Genomic DNA, 17,503 nt, shown 5'->3' on the forward strand with positions numbered 1-17,503 from the left:
GCTAGATTAAACGTTTCAGCAGGCGTATTTTCTAGGCTAGATCATAAGCGGAAAAAAACCTCTGCCAGGTAACAAGTCCCGTTTGTGGCCATAAACACGCCTACGCTGCTTACTTAAAACAATACCTAGCGCCGCCACCTGCCGCGCTAAATAGGAGAAGCCATGCTCGAGCTCACTGTAGAGCAGATATCCATGGGCCAAACGGCTGTGGATAAGTCCGCGGCGCTGCATTTGCTGGCCGATAAACTGGTGGCTGACGGCCTGGTGGCCGAGGGTTACCTGGCCGGCCTCAAGGCCCGCGAAGCCCAGGGCTCGACCTTTCTCGGCCAAGGCATCGCCATCCCCCACGGCACCCCGGAAACCCGCGATCAGGTGTTTGCCACCGGCGTGCGCCTGCTGCAGTTTCCCGACGGTGTGGACTGGGGCGACGGGCAGATCGTCTACCTGGCCATCGGCATCGCGGCCAAATCCGACGAGCACCTGCGCCTGCTGCAACTGCTGACCCGGGCCCTGGGAGAAACCGACCTGGGCCAGGCCCTGCGTCGCGCCAGCTCCCCGGAGGCCCTGCTCAAGCTGTTGCAGGGGGCGCCCCAGGAGCTGGCGCTGGACGCGCAGATGATCGGCCTCGGGGTGGCGGCGGAAGATTTCGAAGAACTGGTCTGGCGCGGCGCCCGCCTGCTACGCCAGGCCGAGTGCGTGAGCAACGGCTTTGCCGCGGTGCTGCAACAGGTGGATGCGTTGCCCCTGGGCGACGGCCTGTGGTGGTTGCACAGCGAGCAGACCGTGTTGCGCCCCGGGCTGGCGTTCGTCACCCCGGACAAACCCATCCGCTACCTGGGCCAGCCCCTGAGCGGTCTGTTCTGCCTGGCCAGCCTGGGGGAAGCCCATCAAGCCCTGCTGGAGCGCCTGTGTGCGCTGCTGATCGAAGGCCGTGGCCAGGAATTGGGCCGCGCCACCAGCAGTCGCGCGGTACTGGAAGTGCTCGGCGGCGAGTTGCCCGCGGACTGGCCCAGCGCCCGCATTGCCCTGGCCAATGCCCACGGCCTGCATGCGCGCCCGGCCAAGGAGCTGGCGCAGTTGGCGAAGAATTTCGAGGGTGAGATCCGCATCCGTATCGCCGATAGCGCGGCTTCGGCGGTCTCGGTGAAAAGCCTGAGCAAGCTGCTGAGCCTGGGTGCCCGACGCGGCCAGGTGCTGGAGCTGATCGCGGAACCGAGCATTGCCGCCGATGCCTTGCCGGCCCTGTTGGCGGCCATCGAAGCCGGCCTCGGCGAAGCCGTCGAGCCCCTGCCGGCGGCCAGCGCCCCCCGGGAAGAGCCGCAGGAAGTCGTGGTGCCGATCTGCGCCCCGGCTTCCGGCAGCCTGATCCAGGCCATCGCCGCCGCTCCCGGCATCGCCATCGGCCCGGCCCACATCCAGGTCCAGCAAGCCATCGACTACCCGCTGCGGGGCGAGTCCACCGCCATCGAGCGCCAGCGCCTGCAGCAGGCCCTGGCCGACGTGCGCCAGGACATCGACGGGCTGGTCCAGCGCAGCAAGTCCAAAGCCATTCGCGAGATCTTCATCACCCACCAGGAAATGCTTGACGACCCCGAGCTGACCGACGAAGTGGACACCCGCCTCAAGCAGGGTGAAAGCGCGGAAGCGGCGTGGATGACCGTGATCGAAACCGCCGCCAAGCAGCAGGAAGCCCTGCAGGATGCCTTGCTCGCCGAACGCGCCGCCGACCTGCGGGACATCGGCCGTCGGGTGCTGGCGCAACTGTGCGGCATCGAAACCCCGGCCGAGCCGGACCAGCCCTACATCCTGGTGATGGACGAAGTCGGTCCTTCGGACGTCGCGCGCCTGGATCCGGCTCGCGTCGCCGGCATTCTCACCGCCCGCGGCGGCGCCACCGCCCACAGCGCCATCGTCGCCCGGGCCCTGGGCATTCCGGCCCTGGTGGGCGCGGGCGCCAGCGTGTTGCTGATCAAGTCCGGCACGCCCCTGCTGCTGGACGGCCAGCGCGGCCGCCTGCATGTCGACGCCGACAGCCACACCCTGCAGCGGGCCGCCGAAGAGCGTGACACCCGCGAGCAACGCCTCAAGGCCGCCGCCGAGCAACGCCATCAACAGGCCCGCACCACGGATGGTCATGCGGTGGAGGTGTTCGCCAACATCGGCGAAAGCGCCGGTGTCGCCGCCGCTGTGGAAAACGGCGCCGAAGGCATCGGCCTGCTGCGCACCGAACTGATCTTCATGGCCCATCCCCAGGCCCCGGACGAAGCCACCCAGGAAGCCGAATACCGCCGTGTGCTCGACGGCCTTGCCGGGCGTCCGCTGGTGGTGCGCACCCTGGACGTGGGCGGCGACAAACCGCTGCCTTACTGGCCGATCGCCAAGGAAGAAAACCCCTTCCTCGGCGTGCGCGGCATCCGCCTGACCCTGCAGCGGCCGCTCATCATGGAAGCGCAACTGCGCGCCCTGCTGCGCTCGGCGGACAACCGCCCGCTGCGGATCATGTTCCCCATGGTCGGCAGCGTCGAAGAATGGCGCCAGGCCCGGGACATGACCGAGCGCCTGCGCCGGGAAATCCCGGTGGCCGACCTGCAACTGGGGATCATGATCGAAGTGCCGTCCGCCGCCCTGCTAGCGCCGGTGCTGGCCAAGGAAGTGGACTTCTTCAGCGTTGGCACCAACGACCTGACCCAATACACCCTGGCCATCGACCGTGGCCACCCGAGCCTGTCCGCCCAGGCCGACGGCCTGCACCCGGCGGTGCTGCAACTGATCGACATCACCGTGCGTGCCGCCCATGCCCACGGCAAGTGGGTCGGGGTCTGCGGCGAGCTGGCGGCCGACCCGCTGGCGGTGCCGGTGCTGGTGGGCCTGGGGGTGGATGAACTGAGCGTCTCCGGACGCAGCATCGCCGAGGTCAAGGCGCGGATTCGCGAGCTCAGCCTGACCCAGGCGCAAACCCTTGCTCAACAGGCTTTGGCCGTCGGCAGCGCCCATGAGGTGCGTGCCCTAGTGGAGGCCATGTAATGGCAAAAATTCTCACCCTGACCCTCAACCCGGCGCTGGACCTGACGGTGCAGCTGGCCCGCCTGGAGGTCGGGGAAGTCAACCGCAGCAACGCCCTGCACAGCCACGCGGCAGGCAAGGGCCTGAACGTGGCCCAGGTGCTGGCCGACCTCGGCCATCAACTGACCGTCAGTGGCTTTCTCGGGGAAAACAATCCACAGGCGTTTGACGCGTTGTTCACCCAGCGCGGCTTTGTCGATGCCTTTATCCGCGTGCCTGGCGACACCCGCAGCAACATCAAGCTGGCCGAAGACGACGGGCGCATCACCGATATCAATGGCCTCGGGCCCGAGGTCAGCGAGGCGGCGCAACAGGCCTTGCTGGAGCGCCTGGACCAGATCGCCCCCGGGCATGACGCGGTGGTGGTGGCCGGCAGCCTGCCGCGAGGGATCAGCCCCGAATGGTTCCAGGCGCTGTTGCTGCGCCTGAAAAGCCTGGGCCTGAAGGTCGCCCTCGACACCAGCGGCGCCGCCCTGCGCGCCGGTCTGGCGGCGGGGCCCTGGCTGATCAAGCCCAACACTGAGGAACTGGCGGATGTCCTCGGCAGCCCGGTGCTTGGCGTGGCGGTGCAGGTCGAGGCGGCGCGCCTTCTGCTGGCCCAAGGCGTCGAGCACGTGGTGATCTCCCACGGTGCCGAGGGCGTCAACTGGTTCAGCGCCGCGCCGTCCCTGCAGGCCTTTCCGCCCAAGGTCAGCGTGGTCAGCACCGTGGGCGCCGGCGACTCGCTGCTGGCGGGCATGCTCCACGGCCTGCTCGGTGCCCAGCCGTTAGAACAGACCCTGCGCACCGCCACGGCGATTGCCGCCATGGCCGTGACCCAGATCGGTTTTGGCATCAGCGACAGGGCCCAACTGGCCCGGCTGGAGCAGGGGGTGCGCGTGCACCCCCTCCTAGAACAATAAGAGGGTTGCGTATGAAGTTAGCCATTATTACCGCCTGCCCCAACGGCATGGTCACCAGCGTACTCTGCGCCCGCCTGCTGGACGCCGCGGCCCAGCGCCAGGGCTGGAGCACCAGCGTGGAAGTGCACGATGACGCACACCCCGAACGCCAACTGTCAGCGGCCACCATTGAGGCCGCCGAGTGGGTGCTGGTGGTCAGCACCGGGCCTGTGGATATGTCGCGTTTTGTCGGCAAGCGGGTGTATCGCAGCACCCCGTCCCAGGCTCTGCAGGACGTCGATGCGGTGCTGCGTCGCGGCGCCGAAGAGGCCCAGATCCATGTCGCCACCGAGGCCAGTGCCGAGCCTGTGGTCGAGGCGGGCAAACGCGCGCCGCGCCTGGTGGCGATCACTGCCTGCCCGACCGGCGTGGCCCACACCTTCATGGCCGCCGAGGCCTTGCAGCAGACCGCCAAGCGCCTGGGCTACGACCTGCAAGTGGAAACCCAGGGCTCGGTGGGCGCCCGCAACCCGCTGAGCGCCGAAGCCATCGCTGCCGCCGACGTGGTGCTGCTGGCGGCGGACATCGAAGTGGCCACCGAGCGTTTTGCCGGCAAGCGCATCTACCGCTGCGGCACCGGCGTGGCCCTCAAACAGTCCGAGGCCACCCTGAACAAGGCCCTGGCCGAGGGCCAGCTGGAGTCCACCGCGCCAGGCGCCGCGGCACCGGCCAAGCAGGAAAAGACCGGGGTCTACAAACACCTGCTGACTGGCGTGTCGTTCATGCTGCCGATGGTGGTGGCGGGCGGCCTCATGATTGCCTTGTCCTTCGTCTTCGGCATCACCGCCTTCAAGGAGCAGGGCACCCTGGCCGCGGCCCTGATGCAGATCGGCGGCGAGACCGCCTTCAAGTTGATGGTGCCGCTGCTGGCCGGTTACATCGCCTACTCCATCGCCGACCGGCCAGGGCTGGCGCCGGGAATGATCGGCGGCATGCTCGCCAGCACCCTGGGTGCGGGTTTTATCGGCGGCATCGTCGCCGGCTTCCTGGCCGGTTATGCGGCCAAGGCAATCAGCCAATATGTGCGACTGCCGCAAAGCCTGGAGGCGTTGAAACCGATCCTGATCATCCCGCTGCTGGCCAGCCTGTTTACCGGGCTGGTGATGATCTACGTGGTGGGCAAACCGGTGGCGGGCATGCTCGAAGCCCTGACCCATTTCCTCGACAGCATGGGCACCACCAACGCCATTCTGCTGGGGGTACTGCTGGGCGGGATGATGTGCGTCGACCTGGGCGGGCCGATCAACAAGGCGGCCTACGCGTTCTCGGTGGGGCTGCTGGCGTCCCAGAGTTATGCACCAATGGCCGCGACCATGGCCGCGGGCATGGTGCCGCCGATTGGCCTGGGGATTGCCACCTTGATTGCCCGGCGCAAGTTTGCCCAGACCGAACGCGAAGCCGGCAAGGCGGCGCTGGTGCTGGGGTTGTGCTTTATCTCCGAAGGGGCGATTCCGTTCGCCGCCAAGGACCCGCTGCGAGTGATCCCGGCGAGCATTGCTGGCGGCGCCCTGACCGGGGCCTTGTCGATGTACTTCGGCTGCAAACTGATGGCGCCCCATGGCGGCCTGTTTGTCATGCTGATTCCGAATGCCATCAACCATGCGCTGCTGTACCTGCTGGCGATTGTTGCAGGGAGTCTGCTGACGGCGGTTGTCTATGCCCTAGTGAAACGACCAGAGACCGTCGAACTGGCCCTGGAACCGGCCAAGGCGGGCTGACCTCCACGGCACATCCGTTGCGGCGCAATCCCGCAACGGCACCCGCTGTAGCCGCTGCCGCAGGCTGCGAACGCTCTGGGTGGCACTCCGTCGTAGGAGACGCAGTGATCTTGAAGACGCCCGAGGCTCGTCGGGACATCGCCAAGCAAGGCCCTGCGGTCCTTTTCGCAGCTTCGCAGGCTCAGCAGCGGCTACAGGGCACGGCTTCGTTTGGCCGCTGCCGCAGGCTGCGAACGCTCTGGGCGGCACTCCGTCGTAGGAGACGCAGTGATCTTGAAGACGCCGGAGGTTCGTCGGTCAAACGCCAAGCAAGGCCCTGCGGTCCTTTTCGCAGCTTCGCGGGCTCAGCAGCGGCTACAGGCGGCTTTGTGTAGCCGCTGCCGCAGGCTGCGAACGGCTCCGGAGGAGACGCGGCGATCTTGAAGGCGCCGGAGGTTCGTCGGTCAATCGCCAAGCAAGGCCCTGCGGTCCTTTTCGCAGCTTCGCGGGCTCAGCAGCGGCTATAGGCGGCTTTGTGTAGCCGCTGCCGCAGGCTGCGAACGCTCTGGGCGGCACCCCGTCGCAGGAGATGCGGCGATCTGAAGGACGCTAGACATTTTGTGTCCATTTCGAGAGCAAACTCAGTCACAGGCATAGGCTGCTGTCGGCCAAGTCTCTTTCTTTTGTAAGGCGTTTCCGAGACACTCCCTGGCGCTTGCGGCTGGGTACTCGGCTCTCTAGGCTCGGTTCGTCACTGAATGTTCAGTGATCGGGTTTAGCAGCCTGATTCCAAGACACGCAAGTATGGCCCCTGTCCCGGTTGGCTTTTGGCCTGCCGAGTTCTGTTATGGCGGCTGTGCGTGGGGCGCCCTCGGGTGCGCCGGATTCCTTGGACCGGTCTGCTAACCCGCGTACAGCTGCCACCTTACGTTTAGCAGCGTCAGGTGGTGGCTCCACCCCAAGGAGCTACACCATGAAAAAGATCGTCCCCGATCCGCCTGTTTCCCATTCTGTTTCCCGTCGTAATTCCGACCACGATCTGGCCAACGAAGTCATTCGCCATGCGCTGGCCAACACCCGCGTAAACGGCTCGTTGATTGCGGCTCTGCACCCCACCGCCGCGGGTCCGGCGGGCACCGACTCGCCCTTCAGCGTTCGTCCCGGTATCAGCGCCGAGGAAGCCTTGCTCCACGTGTCCATGCTGCTCAAGGCGGCCGAGGAGGTGTCCGACGAGATCACCGAGCGGGCCAGCGGCATCGAGCGCGGCCTGATCTGGTCCCTGGTGCATTCGGTGGAAATGGCCCGTGGCGTGGTCGATGCCTTGCTTGATGGCAATCGCCACGCTTCCTCTTGAGCGCTTAGCTAGCCGCTTTTTTGTGGCGAGGGAGCAAGCAGCCTCGCCACCGTCCTGTCACACCCCCTTCATCCCCGCTGACTAAGGTTGCCTTTTGACCATTGTCAGGGAGTCACCATGAGCGAGTTCAACCTCGGCCGTCGTCGGATCATGCAAATCGCCGGGGCGGGGCTGTTGCTGCCGAGCCTGGCGCCGGCGGTGATTGCGTCGGTCAAGGATCGGCCGCAGCTCACCGATGGGGTGCAGTCCGGGGATCTGCTGGGGGATAAGGCGATGATCTGGAGCCGCAGCGATCGACCGGCGCGGATGGTGGTGGAGTGGGACACGCGAAGCATGTTCAGCAACCCTCGGCGTTTCATCTCGCCCCTGGCCGATGCGCGGACCGACTTCACGGCGCGGGTGGAGTTGACCGGGTTGCCGGCCGATCAGGCGATCTTCTATCGGGTGACCTTCGAGGATGCGCAATCCGGTGTGGCCAGTGAGCCGTGGTTCGGCCATTTGCGCAGTGCGCCGACGCAACGCCGGGACATCCGTTTTGTCTGGAGCGGCGACACGGTGGGCCAGGGCTTCGGCATCAACCCGGACATCGGCGGCATGCGCATTTATGAGGCCATGCGCCTGCGTTTGCCGGACTTCTTTATCCACAGCGGCGACACCATTTACGCCGACGGCCCGGTGCCGGCGCAGTTGACCGTGGAGGACGGGCGCGTCTGGCGCAATATCACCACCGAGGCCAAGAGCAAGGTGGCTGAAACCCTGGACGAGTACCGGGGCAATTACCGCTACAACCTGATGGACGACAACCTGCGTCGCTTCAATGCCGAGGTGCCGCAGATCTGGCAGTGGGACGACCATGAGGTGGTCAACAACTGGTCGCCCGGCAAGCAGTTGGACGAGCGCTACGCGGTCAAGGATATCCAGACCCTGGTGGGCCGCGCGCGGCAGGCGTGGCTTGAGTATGCGCCGATGCGTCGGCAGAGCGCCGATGGCGGCGGGCGGATTTACCGCAAGCTCAGCTATGGGCCGCTGCTGGATGTGTTCGTGCTGGACATGCGCAGTTATCGCGGCGCCAACGATGACAACCTTGGTGGCGAGAAACCCTTCCTGGGCCGTGAGCAGCTGGATTGGTTGAAGCGTGAACTCAAGGATTCGCAGGCCCAGTGGAAAGTGGTGGCGGCGGACATGCCGATTGGCCTGGGTGTGCCGGATGGCGAGGTCAGCCCGGGCGTGGCACGCTGGGAGGCGATTGCCAACGGCGACCCCGGACCGGCCCAGGGGCGTGAGCTGGAGATTGCCGAATTGCTGGCGCACCTGCGCAAGTATCAGGTGCGCAACCATGTGTGGCTGACGGCGGATGTGCATTACTGCGCGGCCCATCATTACCACCCGGATCGCGCGGCGTTCCAGGATTTCGAGCCCTTCTGGGAGTTTGTCGCCGGCCCGCTGAATGCCGGGAGTTTCGGGCCCAATGTGCTGGACAAGACCTTCGGCCCGGAAGTGGTGTTTCAGAAGGCGCCGCCGGCGCAGAACACCTCGCCCTTTGCCGGTTTTCAGTTCTTTGGCGAAGTGCAGATCGACGGGCAGACGGCAGAGCTGAAGGTGATCCTGCGGGACCTGGATGGCGTGGCGGTGTACGAACACAACCTGCAACCGGTGTAACCCTTCTCGCCAGCACCCCGTCCCGTAGGAGCCGGCTTGCCGGCGAAGAGGGCCTTGAGCCTTGCGCTGTTCTGACGGGCGCCTTCGCTGGCAAGCCAGCTCCTACGCAGGAGTGGGGCCGCAGGAGTGGTGTGAGCCGGCTTGCCGGCGAAGCGTCTGACGCCTCAGTAAACGTCGCGGCGGTAGCGCCCCTGTTCGATCAAGCGTTCGACCTGGTCTGCGCCCAGTACCTCGTTGAGCACCTGATCCACCCCTGAAGCCATGCCCTGCAAGCTGCCGCAGATGTAGATCGCGGCGCCGTCGGCCAGCCATTTCTTCAGTTCGTCGGCCGCTTGGCGCAGGCGGTCCTGGACGTAGACCTTCTCGGCCTGGTCCCGGGAGAACGCCAGGTCCAGGCGGCTCAGGTCGCCGCGGGTGCGCCATTCCTGCAGTTCGTCCTTGCAGTAGAAGTCATGCTCGGCATTGCGCTCGCCAAAGATCAGCCAGTTGCGTTGCTGGCCGTCGGCTATGCGTGCCTTGAGCAGGCTGCGCAAGCCGGCCAAGCCGGTGCCGTTGCCCAGCAAGATCAGTGGGCGAGGTTCGGCCGGCAGGTGGAAGCCGCTGTTGCGCCTTACCCGCAGGCTGATGCTCGAACCCACCGCCGCGTGTTCGGTGAGCCAGCCGGAGCCAATCCCCAGGCTGCCATCGGGGCGGCATTCCTGGCGCACCAGCAATTCCAGGCAGCCATCAGCGGCAATCGAGGCGATGGAGTACTCGCGCATGTTCAAGGGCACCAGGGCATCCACCAGGGCCTGGGCGTGCAGGCCGATCAAATGGGCGCGGTTTTCCGGGAGCTGGCGGCTGCCCAGGGCTTGTTCGAGGCTTTCCTGCAGGCCGTCCAGTTGCACCGGGGTGTTGCCGGAGAGGCCCAGGCCCGCGAGGAAGTCCGCCACTGCGCCACGGCTGTTGCGCGGCATGACTTCCACCAGATCCCCGGCCAGCCAGCTGCTGGCGCTGGGGGCCAGCAGTTGCAGCAGGTAGACCCCGGAGCCGCTGCTCTCAGGATTGAGCAGGCTGCGGCTTTTCAAGGTCCAGTTGTCGAACGCTGGGGCCCGCCACAGGTCCACCGGCGCATGGCCGATGAGTTGTCCCAGTTGTTGCTGCCAGTGGCGCAGGGCGTAGCTGTCGCCGCTGTCCACTTCGATAGGGGCGAACAGAGTGCTGGCGCCCTGGTTCGCCAGCCAGTCCTGCAGGCGCCGGGCAAAACCGCAGAAGTGCGGGTACTGGCGGTCGCCCAGGCCGAGCACGGCGTATTCCAGACCCGGCAGCGACAGCTCGCGGCCCAGCAGTTTGCGCTCGAAGCCGCGGGCGCTGTCCGGGGCTTCGCCGTCGCCGAAGGTGCTGACCACGAACAGGGCTCGCTGGGCGTCACGCAGGTCCTGTTCGCTGAGGTTGCCCAGGGGCAGGACCCGGGCGGCGATCCCGGCAACCTGCAATTGCCCGGCGGTCTGCCAGGCCAGTTGTTCGGCAAACCCGCTCTGGCTGGCGAAACCGATCAGCCACGCGGAGCCATCGTCGGCGCTGCTTTCCAGGCCTTGGCGTGCGTCCTTGATCTGGCGCTTCTTGCGCCGGCGATCCAGGTACAGCAGCCAGCCGGTGACGAAGAACAGCGGCATGCTCAGTGAGGCCAGGGTCAGGGCGATGCGCCCGATCAGGCCGAAGTAGCTGCCCACGTGCAGGGCGTAGACGCTGGTGAGCAGTTGCGCCTTGACGCTCTGCTCGGCGTAGCGCTGGTGGCGACTGATGACCCCGGTGACGGGATCCAGGGTCAGCTGGTTCAGGGCGCGATCGTGGGGCGAATCCTTGAGCAGGTAGAACACCGTCGCCGGCTGCCCGGCCACCGGCGGCATGCGTATGTTGTAGGCGCTGAGGTCCTTGCCGGCGGCGCTGTAGAGGCTGCTCCACAGGGCGTTGTAGTCCGCCTGCGGCGCCTCGCCCTTGGGTGGCGGGCCGCCGCGACCGCCGCGCTGGCGCTCACTGTGTGGCGAGTCGGAGAGCAGTTTGGTCAGGCCTTCCCGGTACCAGTCGTAGGACCAGTACAGGCCGGTGAGGGCGAACAGCAGGTAGAACAGCAGGCACCAGGTGCCGAACACCGCGTGCAGGTCCCAGTTGAAGCCGCGGCCTTTCTTGGCCCAGTCCAGGGTCAGCCATACCCGCCAGTTGCCGACCTGGCGCGGCCAGCGCAGGTACAGCCCGGACAGGCAGAAGAAGATCAGGATCAGGGTGCAGGCGCCGGTGATCTGCCGGCCGGTGTCGCCGATGGCCAGGAAGCGGTGCAGTTGCAGCATGAAGCCGAAGAAGTCCTGGCCGACCGCGTCACCCAGGAGCTCGCCGGTGTAGGGGTCGAAGTAGCGCATCTGGCCACGGCGTTCGCCCGGCGGCGGTGTGAAGAACACCCGCGCGGCGTTGCCGCTGTCGGTTTCCACCCAGAGCATGGACACCGTCTTGCCTTCGGCGGCCTGGATTTTCTCCACCAGTTCGGCGGGCGGCAGCGCCCCGGCGGGGAGCGGGTCGACTTGCAGCACCGATGGGTTGAGGGCGCGCAGGATTTCGTCCTGGAACGACACCGTCGCCCCGGTGATGCCCATCAGGGCCAGGACCAGCCCCGCGCTGATGCCGAAGAACCAGTGCAGCTGGAACAGGGTTTTCTTCAACACGTCACTCGCCTTGTTCGTCCAGAGAGAGAAAACACGGCGCGCAGTATGCCGTGGGTTGTCGAGAAGCATTCGTTTTTACACGCAAAAGCCCCAGGCATTGCAATGCGTGGGGCTTGGGCGCCTGTGGCCGGGGCCACAGGTGGGTGTTGCGCTGGATCAGAAGTGGAAGTTGGCACTCATCAGCGCGGTACGGCCGGCGGCCTGGTTGGCGAAGTGCGCCGAGTAAGCCTTGTCGTAGTAGGTCTTGTCGGTCAGGTTCTGCACGTTCAACTGCAGGTCGACGTTCTTGGTCAGCTTGTAGCTGGCCATGGCGTCGTAGCGGGTATAGGACGGCACATACACGGTGTTGCCGGTGTCGCCGTATACCTCGTCGACATAGAACGCACCACCACCGACGGTGAGTTTGGAGGTGATGTCGTAGGTGCTCCACAGGCTGAAGCTGTTCTTCGGCGTATTGGGCATTTCATTGCCTTTGGCCGAGGCCGCGCCTGCGGTGATCACGCCGTTACGACCGGTCAAGCCTGGATCAACCAGCTCGCTCTTGAGGTAGCTGTAGCCAGCGAAGACTTGCCATTTGTCGGTGATCTTGCCGCTGGCGCCCAACTCCAGGCCATCGACACGGGACTCACCGGCGTTCTGGTAGGTCAGCGCGTCCACCAGGACTCGGGTGTTTTTCTTCTCGGTGCGGAATACCGCCGCGGTGAGGGACAGGCGGTCGTTGAGCACGTTCCACTTGGTGCCCAGTTCGTAGTTGACCGTCTCTTCAGGTTGCAGGTCGCTGGTACTGGCGCCGGCAGCCAGGGGGTTGCCCTCTGCACCTTCACCCACCAGGGCGCCGGGCGGGGTGGCCGAGGTGGCGTAGGAGGCATAGACGCTGCCGTTTTCCATCGGCTTCCAGACCAAGCCGGCTTGCCAGTTCCAGAACTGGCTGTCGTTCTTGAGCTTGGTGCGGCCCGTGGCGGCGTTGGTGTTGGCCACGGTGTCGAAAGTGTCGTAGCGCAGGCCCAGGTTCAACAGCCATTGCGGGTCTAGCTCGATGGTGTCGAAGACGTAGGCGGCGCGGCTAGTGGCCTTGGTGTTGGTGCCGTAGTAGTTGCGAGCAACGCTGCCGGTCCAGGCATCATCCGGGTTCGGATTGCCCAGGGAGGTGCAACTGCCACCGCTGTTGCCGACCTTGCCCGCGGTGCAGGTCGGGTTGCTGTTCGGCGTGACGGTGTAGCTGCTGACACGGGTTTCTTCGCCGGTGAATTCGAGGCCTGTGGAATAGTTGTGCTTGAAGCCCAGTGTGTTGAATTCGCCAAACAGATCGGTCTGGTTGGTGGTGGTTTCCGTGGTCGAGACGCGGCTGTTGGCGCGACGCCATACGGTGCCGTAACGGTTGACGTTGAACTTGCTGTCGTCCGGCTGGGTGAGAACGTAGTCCTGCCCGGTGCTGCCGTGACGCAGGGTGTTCTTGAGAGTCATGGTGTCGCTCAGGTCATGCTCGATGGAGAAGGTGCTGATGTCCGCGCGGGTCTTGCGAAAATCGCGGTCCTTCAGGCCGTAGAAATTGCTGCTGTCACCACCGTCTGTGGGCTTGTCGTGGCTGTGAGCCGTGGCGGTCGCGGAGCTGTAGCCATAGGGAATGCCCGAATCCGGCAGGTCGTCGCTTTCCATGTGGTAGTAGCTGACGTTGACCCGGGTCGGGGTGCCCAGGCCGAAGGTCAGCGAGGGAGCCACGCCCCAGCGGTCGTAATTGACGGCGTCGCGGCCAGCCACATTCTGTTCGTGGCTCATCAGGTTCAGACGGAACGCGGCACCCTCTAGGAACTGCCGGTTGACGTCCAGGGTGTAGCGTCGGGTCTGGTCGGAACCGTAGGTGAAACCGCCATTGAGGAAGTCTTGCTGCTTGGGCATCTTGCTGGTCAGGTTCAGGCTGCCGCCTGCCGAGCCACGCCCACCAAAGGCGGAGTTCGGGCCTTTGCTCACTTCAATGGTTTCGATGTCGAAGATCTCGCGGCTCTGGCCGCCGGTGTCACGCACACCGTCGAGATAGGTGTCGCCCTGGGCGTCGAAACCACGAATGAACGGACGGTCGCCTTGAGGGTTGCCACCTTCACCCGCACCAAAGGTGATGCCGGGTACTGTGCGCAGCGCATCTTGCAGGGAGGTGGCAGCGGTGTCCTTGAGGACTTGCTGTGGAACCACCGTGACCGAACGCGGCGTATCCACCAGCGGAGCGGTGTACTTCTGTGAGGACGCTTTTTCGACCTGGTAGGAGGTGTTGTCCTGGGCCTCACCGCTAATGCTGGTGGCATCCAGGGCAATGGCCTTGCCCGCGGCCTTTTGCTGGGTGTCTTCGGCGGCCTGAACCATATGGCCCGCGGAGCCGGCGGTAATCGCCACGCCAATGGCGGAGGCCAGCAGGCGCGGTGAACTGACAGCGGATGGTGGTTGTTGGCGTGACATGGTGGTTCCCCTCCCCAAGGATTTGAGGTCGCGGAATATAGGGGAAAGAAACAATCGTTATCAATTGCGAAACGTTACTATTCGCACTGAATTTACAATCTTTACAATTTATCCTTACGGTTTTTGCGTTCTCATTCGTCACCGGGTTTTACACAGTCAATAAGAATCAATATCATTGACGACCTTTCGCTGCTCAGGTACCTGGCCATGTTGCTGCACATCCCCGGCGTGTTCACCCGTGATGAAGTGGGGCGCATCCGCGAAGCCCTGGAGCAGGCGGACTGGGCGGATGGCAAGATCACTGCCGGTTACCAGTCGGCCAAGGCCAAGCACAACCTGCAACTGCCGGAAGGGCATCCGCTGGCCCAGGAGATCGGCGCAGCGATGCTCGATCGCCTGTGGCAGAACCCGCTGTTCATGTCCGCCGCCTTGCCGCACAAGGTGTTCCCACCGCTGATCAACTGCTACACCGCCGGCGGCAGTTTCGACTTTCATATCGACAACGCCGTGCGCCAGCCCAAGGGCAGCGCGGAGCGGGTGCGCACCGACCTGTCGTCGACCCTGTTCTTCAGCGACCCCGAGGACTATGACGGGGGGGAACTGGAGATCCAGGACACCTACGGCCTGCAGCGGGTCAAGCTGCCGGCGGGGGACATGGTGCTGTACCCCGGCACCAGCCTGCACAAGGTCAACCCGGTGACCCGTGGCGCTCGCTACGCCTCGTTCTTCTGGACCCAGAGCCTGGTGCGCGAGGACAGCCAGCGCGCCTTGCTGTTCGAGATGGACGGGGCGATCCAGGAACTGACCCGGGACGTGCCCGAGCATCCTTCGCTGATCCGCCTGACCGGCACCTATCACAACCTGCTGCGGCGCTGGGTCGAGGTGTAGGCGGTGACTGTTCAACTTCGCCGCAAGGAAGTCCTCGACGGCGCACAACTGAGCGCCATGCTCCAGCAAAGCCCGTCCCGCGCGGCCCAGGCGATCCTGGTGGCTGCTGGCGAGGGCCTGGTGGAGGCCCAGGCGCTGCTGGGGCAGATCCTCCTCGACGGCCACGGCATCCAGCAGGACCAGGCCCTGGCCTTGCGCTGGTTCGACATCGCCGCCCAAGGCGGGCACCTGATGGCCCGCAACATGCTCGGGCGCTGCCATGAACATGGCTGGGGCTGCCCGGCCGATGCCGCCCGCGCTGCCGGGCATTATCGATTGGCCGCCGAAGCGGGGCTGGATTGGGGCCTGTACAACTACGCCAACCTGCTGGCCACTGGCCGTGGCGTGGCACAGAACCATGCCCAGGCCCTGGCCTGCTACCGCCGCGCGGCGGACCTTGGCCATGCCAAATCGATGAACCTGCTGGGGCGTTACCTGGAGGAAGGGCTGGTCTGTCCGGCCGACCCCGAGGCGGCCCGGGACTGGTACCGGCGCTCGGCCGAGGGTGGAGACTTTCGCGGACAGTTCAGCTATGCGGCGGTGCTGGCCGATGCCGGGCGGATCGACGAAGCGGTGGATTGGCTGAAGCGCGCCCTGGTCGGCGGCAATCTGAACTTCCTGCGGGTGGCTTGCGCCGAGTTGCTTAATGCCACGCATCCCGAGATTCGCCAACTGGCCCAGGCTTATCAGCAGCGCGCAGCGCAATTGGGTGATGAACGGGACGTAGAGCGGCTTGCTGTGTTGGCTTAAATCACTATGATTCAAGGCTAATCGCTTTTAATCATTCTGATGCAGGTCTACCTCATGCCCGCGACAAAAGTACTGACCGCCCACATTCCTTTGGATCTGGCGGATAAGGTCGATCAACTGGCTTCTCGCTTGGAGCGCTCCCGTGCCTGGATCGTGAAGCAAGCATTGGTGGCCTGGGTTGACCAGGAAGAAGAGCGCCGCCGACTGACGCTTGAGGCCTTGGCAGATGTCGATGCTGGAAGGGTTGTCGATCATCAGTCAGTGCTGGCTTGGGCAGAGAGTCTGTCTGGCGACAAGCCTCTGCCTTTACCAAAATGAGACAGTTGAAATGGACGAGCAAGGCGCTATCCGATCTGGCTCGGCTGTTTGAATTTCTCGCTCAGGTTAATCGCTCGGCTGCTGCTCGGACCGTGCAATCCCTCGTGCGGGCTCCAGATGCGCTTCTATCCAACCCTCGATTGGGAGAGCAGTTGGAGGAATTCAAGCCGAGGGATGTTCGACGGTTGCTGGTGGGGCATTACGAGGTGCGTTATGAGATTCAAGGCATGGCCTTGTCCATCCTGCGTATTTGGCATGTCCGGGAAGATCGTTGAGCCACTGAATCGCACGCATAAAAAAGCCCATGACACGTCATGGGCTTTTTCTTGCAGCTTGCCGCTAACAGCTAGCCACTGCCCTTACAGGTAAAACGCCTTCAGCGGCGGGAAGCCGTTGAATTCCACTGCGCTGTAGCTGGTGGTGTAGGCACCGGTGGACAGCCAGTACAGGCGGTCGCCGATGGCCAGGTTCAGCGGCAGGCCGTACTTGTAGTTTTCGTACATGATGTCGGCGCTGTCGCAGGTCGGGCCTGCGATCACCACTTCTTCGACTTCACCTTTCTTCTCGGTCCAGATCGGGAACTTGATCGACTCGTCCATGGTTTCGATCAGGCCGGAGAATTTGCCCACGTCGGTGTAGACCCAGCGCTCGACGGCGGTGCGGGATTTGCGCGCCACCAGTACCACTTCGCTGACCAGGATGCCGGCGTTGGCGATCAACGAACGGCCCGGCTCGAGGATGATTTCCGGCAGGTCGTCACCGAAGTCTTCCTTGAGGAAGCGGATGATTTCCTCGGCGTAGGTTTCCAGGCTGTTGGTGCGGGTGATGTAGTTGGCCGGGAAGCCGCCACCCATGTTGATCAGCTTGAGTTCGATGCCGTCTTCTTCCTTCAGGCGTTCGAAGATCACTTTGACCTTGGCGATCGCCGCGTCCCAGACGCTGATGTCGCGCTGTTGCGAACCGACGTGGAACGACACGCCATAAGGCACCAGGCCCAGGTCGCGGGCGAGGATCAGCAGGTCCATGGCCATGTCGGTCTGGCAGCCGAACTTGCGCGACAGCGGCCAGTCGGCGGTGGTGGAGCCTTCGGTGAGGATGCGCACGTAGACTTTCGAACCCGGGGCGGCCTTGGCGATGTTGCGCAGGTCGGCTTCGGAGTCGGTGGCATACAGGCGCACGCCCTTCTCATAGAAGTAGCGGATGTCCTTGGACTTCTTGATGGTGTTGCCGTAGCTGATGTTGGCCGGGTTGACGCCGCGGCTCAGCACTTTGTCCAGCTCGTAGATCGAGGCGATGTCGAAGCTGGAGCCTTTTTCGTGCAGCAGGTCGATGATCTCGACGGCCGGGTTGGCCTTGACCGCGTAGTAGACCTTGGCGAATTCGAAACCGGCGCGCAGGTCGTCGTAGGCCTGGGCGATCATCTGGGTATCGATGACCACGAATGGGGTTTCTTGCTTGTCGGCGAACGCCTTCATTTTTTGAAAGGTTTCGCGCGCAAAATAGTCTTCGACGTTAATCGACATGCGTTGGGAGCTCCTACTGGCAAACGTTAGAAATCAATGGGTGCAAATGAACGTCCTCCGTATCCCCACTTTGGTTCGCCTACTTCCCAAGGCATGTCGCCGAAAGCAAAAAGGCCATGGGCAATCT

The 17,503-nt window shown here is 64.5% G+C and carries 12 protein-coding genes; 9 read left to right on the plus strand and 3 right to left on the minus strand.

All coding sequences use genetic code 11. The features are described from left to right. Positions 1 to 162: 162 nt before the first annotated feature. The 5 genes from ptsP (at position 163) to PST29_RS04390 (ending at position 8,714) form a co-directional block, all read left to right on the plus strand. Positions 163 to 3,024 carry a phosphoenolpyruvate--protein phosphotransferase gene (ptsP, locus tag PST29_RS04370; RefSeq protein ID WP_060842465.1) on the plus strand — a complete coding sequence of 954 codons (2,862 nt, stop codon included), beginning with the start codon at positions 163 to 165 and terminating at the stop codon, positions 3,022 to 3,024. Then, positions 3,024 to 3,965: a 1-phosphofructokinase gene (gene pfkB, locus PST29_RS04375; RefSeq protein ID WP_060842466.1), complete on the plus strand. Its 942-nt coding sequence runs from the start codon at positions 3,024 to 3,026 to the stop codon at positions 3,963 to 3,965. The genes ptsP and pfkB overlap by 1 nt, the downstream gene beginning before the upstream one ends. A gap of 11 nt (positions 3,966 to 3,976) precedes the next feature. After that, positions 3,977 to 5,722: a PTS fructose-like transporter subunit IIB gene (locus tag PST29_RS04380; RefSeq protein WP_060842467.1), complete on the plus strand. Its 1,746-nt coding sequence runs from the start codon at positions 3,977 to 3,979 to the stop codon at positions 5,720 to 5,722. A gap of 952 nt (positions 5,723 to 6,674) precedes the next feature. Further along, a complete protein-coding gene (locus PST29_RS04385) occupies positions 6,675 to 7,055 on the plus strand; it encodes a hypothetical protein (protein WP_060842468.1) in 381 nt (126 codons plus the stop codon). Positions 7,056 to 7,172: 117 nt separating this feature from the next. Beyond that, complete coding sequence (locus PST29_RS04390) at positions 7,173 to 8,714, plus strand: alkaline phosphatase D family protein (protein WP_060842469.1); 1,542 nt, start codon at positions 7,173 to 7,175, stop codon at positions 8,712 to 8,714. A gap of 164 nt (positions 8,715 to 8,878) precedes the next feature. Here PST29_RS04390 and PST29_RS04395 read toward each other — a convergent pair whose 3' ends face one another. Together PST29_RS04395 and PST29_RS04400 are read right to left on the minus strand one after the other, a co-directional pair. Continuing rightward, complete coding sequence (locus tag PST29_RS04395) at positions 8,879 to 11,410, minus strand: PepSY domain-containing protein (RefSeq protein WP_060842470.1); 2,532 nt, start codon at positions 11,408 to 11,410, stop codon at positions 8,879 to 8,881. A 156-nt stretch (positions 11,411 to 11,566) separates the two neighbouring features. Beyond that, a complete protein-coding gene (locus tag PST29_RS04400; protein ID WP_060842471.1) occupies positions 11,567 to 13,858 on the minus strand; it encodes a TonB-dependent receptor in 2,292 nt (763 codons plus the stop codon). A gap of 207 nt (positions 13,859 to 14,065) precedes the next feature. Between PST29_RS04400 and PST29_RS04405 the strand changes: the two genes are divergently transcribed. From PST29_RS04405 to PST29_RS04420, 4 genes are read left to right on the plus strand one after another with little or no spacing between them, the layout of a single operon-like run. Next, positions 14,066 to 14,746: a Fe2+-dependent dioxygenase gene (locus PST29_RS04405; protein WP_060842472.1), complete on the plus strand. Its 681-nt coding sequence runs from the start codon at positions 14,066 to 14,068 to the stop codon at positions 14,744 to 14,746. Positions 14,747 to 14,749: 3 nt separating this feature from the next. Beyond that, positions 14,750 to 15,535, plus strand: a complete 786-nt coding sequence (locus PST29_RS04410) for a tetratricopeptide repeat protein (RefSeq protein WP_060842473.1) — start codon at positions 14,750 to 14,752, stop codon at positions 15,533 to 15,535. Positions 15,536 to 15,589: 54 nt separating this feature from the next. Further along, positions 15,590 to 15,853, plus strand: coding sequence for a CopG family ribbon-helix-helix protein (locus PST29_RS30705; RefSeq protein ID WP_082729317.1), 264 nt, complete (start codon positions 15,590 to 15,592; stop codon positions 15,851 to 15,853). Continuing rightward, the gene (locus PST29_RS04420; protein ID WP_060845068.1) at positions 15,850 to 16,128 is read left to right on the plus strand and encodes a type II toxin-antitoxin system RelE/ParE family toxin; all 279 of its coding nucleotides are present in this window, start codon (positions 15,850 to 15,852) and stop codon (positions 16,126 to 16,128) included. Before PST29_RS30705 ends, PST29_RS04420 begins: the two co-directional genes overlap by 4 nt. An 84-nt stretch (positions 16,129 to 16,212) precedes the next feature. Here the strand turns inward: PST29_RS04420 and PST29_RS04425 are convergent, their stop codons facing one another. Then, positions 16,213 to 17,376, minus strand: a complete 1,164-nt coding sequence (locus PST29_RS04425; RefSeq protein ID WP_047301731.1) for a type III PLP-dependent enzyme — start codon at positions 17,374 to 17,376, stop codon at positions 16,213 to 16,215. Positions 17,377 to 17,503 lie beyond the last annotated feature (127 nt).

Origin of the sequence: Pseudomonas sp. St29 (genome assembly GCF_001547915.1) — a bacterium.
Classification (GTDB): Bacteria; Pseudomonadota; Gammaproteobacteria; order Pseudomonadales; family Pseudomonadaceae; genus Aquipseudomonas.